We start from the raw sequence: 3,793 nt of genomic DNA on the forward strand, positions 1-3,793 counted from the left end.
TTTTTAGCTTCTTCTTTTCCTACCTTTTGTTCTAACTTCTCCAGAAGCTCATAATCTATCACGTAAGCCATTTAAATCTCCAAAATAGCTAATAATAAAAATTTATTCTATCATAAGAATATTTCAAAAAGAATATGTAAGAGAGAATGTTCTAAAATTCTTGTAAGTTGTATAATGGATTGTAAAAATGAGTTTATTTTGTCAGTTATCCCGAGGATTTACTGAAAAACATACTTTTTAAATTCTATAAAAATTACTAATTTCTCGTCCAAGGTATTATAAATAATATATAATATTATGAAAATAAGTCGGGTGAGAAATTCAAAAAAACATGAGATTCTTCGCTTCGCTCAGAATGACATCTAAGGTTATCCTTTTTCTGACGCTTATTATTCAACCTTTTCCTGTTATCCTGAGGCCGTAAGGCCGAAGGATCTCATTTTTAATTTATAAAAACTGCTAATTTCTCACCCAAGGTATAATATATAATATTATGAAAATTTAGACTAAATACAATGATTTTTAAGTAGGAAAGATTCATGAGAAACTTAAAGGAAGCGCTTGGCATTTTGTTGAAAGAGCAATATGCACCATATCTTGTTTCTAGCTTGTATTTGCGCCTATTCCCGGAGGATAGAGTTAACAAGAAGTATTTGACTATTTTTAAAGATATGGCAAAAGCTCAAAAGGAAAACTTAAAGCATAGAAAGTTGGATAAGGAAGTGCATGATTCTGTACTGGAAGACTTTGAAAAGATGGGTGAATTTTTAAGCAATCCGGAAAACTTGGAGGGCTGTAGAGGTATTGCCCTGTTTTCCTGTAGCGCCAAGGATACATTCGTACCTATAAAGCTCCCATATACATACAGAAACAGACTTATGGTAGCTCCAGATCCTTTGGTAAGGGAGATTGCAGCTATAGATGAAGAGCTGGGGATTATTGGTGTGCTCTTGATAGACAGAAAGCATGTTAGGTTTTTTCTAATGGATTTTGAAAACATCGGAGAGGTTGCTGACTTTTTGGAACCTTTAGCAACAAGAGCTCATAAGTTCCACAGCGGTGGAGCATCCCTAAAGGGTGCTGAAGGAACATTCACATACTCCATGCCTTCAAGGGTTGCCGCACCTAATATGGTTCAGCATGGAATAGGTGAGTATAGATTTAACATGAGAATTCAGGAAGAAAAATACAGACTTTTCAAAATAGCCAACGATGCACTGATGGAAGCTTGGAAAAAGACCAAGTTTGACAAGCTTGTTATAGGCAGTGAAAGAGAGGATATAAGAGAGATAGAAGACCATCTTCACTCTTATTTACTCAACATATTGGTGGGATATGTGGGACTTAATCCTTCTGAGGCAACGGAGCATACAGTAAGGAATGCAGCGTTGGAATTATTATGGCAAAAAGACAGAGAACAAGAGGAAGAGCTTGTAAATAAACTATTAGAGCTTAAAGGTAAAGGACTTGCGGTAGAGGGTCTATCTAAAGTTTTAGAACAGCTATATATGGGCAATGTGAAAACCCTTTTGGTAGCAGAAAACTTTGAAAGCTCTGGCTACTTCTGCCCAAATTCTCATATCCCCGTATTGAATCCTGAGTGTCCTTTATTAGGGGAAGAACCATATCCTGTTGAGGATATAGTGGACGAGACTATAGAACTTGCCTTGGACGAAAGGGCAGTTGTGGAGATAATAGTTAGAGAAGACCTTCAGAAGAAGTTTGATGGCGTGGGAGCTCTTCTTAGATGGAAGATATAAACCTTAAACTGGTGGGCTTTTCGATTGAATGATGAAAGATTATGGCTTACTTTTCCCGAGGCTGTAAAGCCGAGGGGGACCACTTTTTATATAAAAAAATACGTTGGATGAGAAATTGGGTAAAAGTGGGAAATTCTTCGCCGGCTACAGAATGACTTTAATTTTGTAAGGGCGATTCATGAATTGTTCCCTACTTTCCACATTCTAAGGGCGCAAGTCGAAGGATATTCTTTTTAAAATTTTATAAAAATTATCAATTTCCCATCCCAAGGTTTTCTTTTGTAAACATATTATCTCCTTGCCCAACATACAACAAAATAGATACATTCCGATACTACAAAGGAAGAACTATTGATATTAACAAAGATTTAGGTCATGGCCCATCAGACTACGCAAAAACTGTTGAGCTTGCATCTCATGCATTAGATCACGATAATGACCCTAATGCAAAAGTTCCACTTGGTATCTTCTTAAAGATTGAAAAACCTACTTTTGAAGATAAAGTTCTTGCATTGAAAGAAAAGTATGGTGCTTCTGACAATCCAGACTGGGATAAAATCCTAGAAAGATACAGACCATAACATATCTATATAGGCAGGTCTTCGTGCCTGCCTAAATTTTTGTATTTCTCGCTTTCATAAAACGTTAAAAAGAAGTTCTTTACTTGTCAGATAGATTATAAGAAAATAACGATCCGTTTGTCCCGCAGCCATCGAAGAATATCATATCCCAAAGAGTATGTACCAATTTTTAACAATTTTAACAAAGTCTAAAAATCAATTAACTTTTGAATACCATTCTGAAGCATGCTAATAACCTCAACTTTATGCTTCTAAAGTGTCACTCTGAACAAAGCGAATAACCTCCTATTTTAAAAGGAGGAGATCATTCGGCCTTTGGTCTCAGGATGATAATAAAAGGTAAACTTATTTTGCATATACATTCTGCAACTTACAAAAATTTTTGCAACACTCTATATATCAACCTTTTTTCAAAACTCTACTAACAGAAAATACACCCGGCGTATTCTTTATAGATTTTAAAATCCCATTTAAATGTTCTTTATTTCTAACTTGAATTGTTAAATCTATTATTGCCTTACCGGATTTTAATGTTTGAACACGAGCATTTGATATGTTTGATTTTGAATTAGCTACCGCATTAGAAACATTTGCCAGTATTCCGGGCTTATCTTCAGTAAATATTCTTATTTGACAGTTGTATAAATGATATATATTCTTACCCCAAGCGACATTGATGATTCTTTCAGGCTCAGATTCTAAAACCGGTTTAATGTTAGAGCATTCTCTTCTATGAATAGCAATGCCTTTTCCTTTTGAAACTATGCCATAAATTTCATCCCCCGGGACCGGCATACAGCATTTTGATAAATGAGACAAAATATTTGATATTCCATCAACTTCTATCGTAATATCCGAAGCTGCTTTTTTGTTTTCTGATTTTGTTTCTGTATCTTCTTTATCTTCCCTTAAAAGTCTAATAACTTTTGCAGGTGAAATTTTTCCATCACCAAGAGCAGCTAAAAAGTCTTCAAAGGTTTTGTAGTTATATCTTTTTAAAATTATATTCCTTTCTTCTTCTGTTAGCGTGCTTAATTTTTTATTGATCTTCTTTAAAAATTTATCTAATAACTTTTCTCCAAACTTAATTGACTTTTCTTTCTCAACCTTTGCTATATATTGCTTTATGTTTGTTTTTGCTTTAGATGTAACTACAAAATTAAGCCAATCTCTTGAAGGATTATGTCCCTCTTTTGTTATAATTTCTACAACATCACCGCTTTTTAGCTTTGTATCAAGTGGAACCAATTTACCATTTACTTTAGCCCCAACTGCTTTGTGACCAACCTTTGTATGTATGGCATATGCAAAATCTACCGGAGTTGAACCAGATGGAAGCTTAATCAGATCACCTTTTGGTGTAAAAACATAAATTTCATCAAGAATTAGGTCATTACTAATATCATTTATTATTTCGCTACTTGAATTTTCTTTTAATGTTTCTAACAGATT

General features: G+C 34.3%; 3 protein-coding genes. 2 read left to right on the plus strand and 1 reads right to left on the minus strand.

From position 1 onward, the window contains the following. Positions 1–539: 539 nt before the first annotated feature. Entirely contained in the window at positions 540–1,760 is a 1,221-nt protein-coding gene (locus SULYE_RS06830; RefSeq protein ID WP_007547866.1) for a baeRF12 domain-containing protein, read from the plus strand. A 287-nt stretch (positions 1,761–2,047) separates the two neighbouring features. Further along, on the plus strand, positions 2,048–2,341 hold the full coding sequence (locus SULYE_RS08095) for a hypothetical protein (RefSeq protein ID WP_269479101.1): 294 nt from the start codon (positions 2,048–2,050) through the stop codon (positions 2,339–2,341). A 399-nt stretch (positions 2,342–2,740) separates the two neighbouring features. Here the strand turns inward: SULYE_RS08095 and SULYE_RS06835 are convergent. After that, the coding region (locus SULYE_RS06835; RefSeq protein ID WP_007547867.1) for a TGS domain-containing protein at positions 2,741–3,793 on the minus strand (1,053 nt) is incomplete at its 5' end.

Origin of the sequence: Sulfurihydrogenibium yellowstonense SS-5 (assembly GCF_000173615.1) — a bacterium.
Classification (GTDB): Bacteria; Aquificota; Aquificia; order Aquificales; family Hydrogenothermaceae; genus Sulfurihydrogenibium; species Sulfurihydrogenibium yellowstonense.

Bases quoted from the DNA above. Each gene is read 5' to 3' on its own strand.
- SULYE_RS06830 (WP_007547866.1), top strand. From the start codon at position 540: ATGAGAAACTTAAAGGAAGCGCTTGGCATTTTGTTGAAAGAGCAATAT.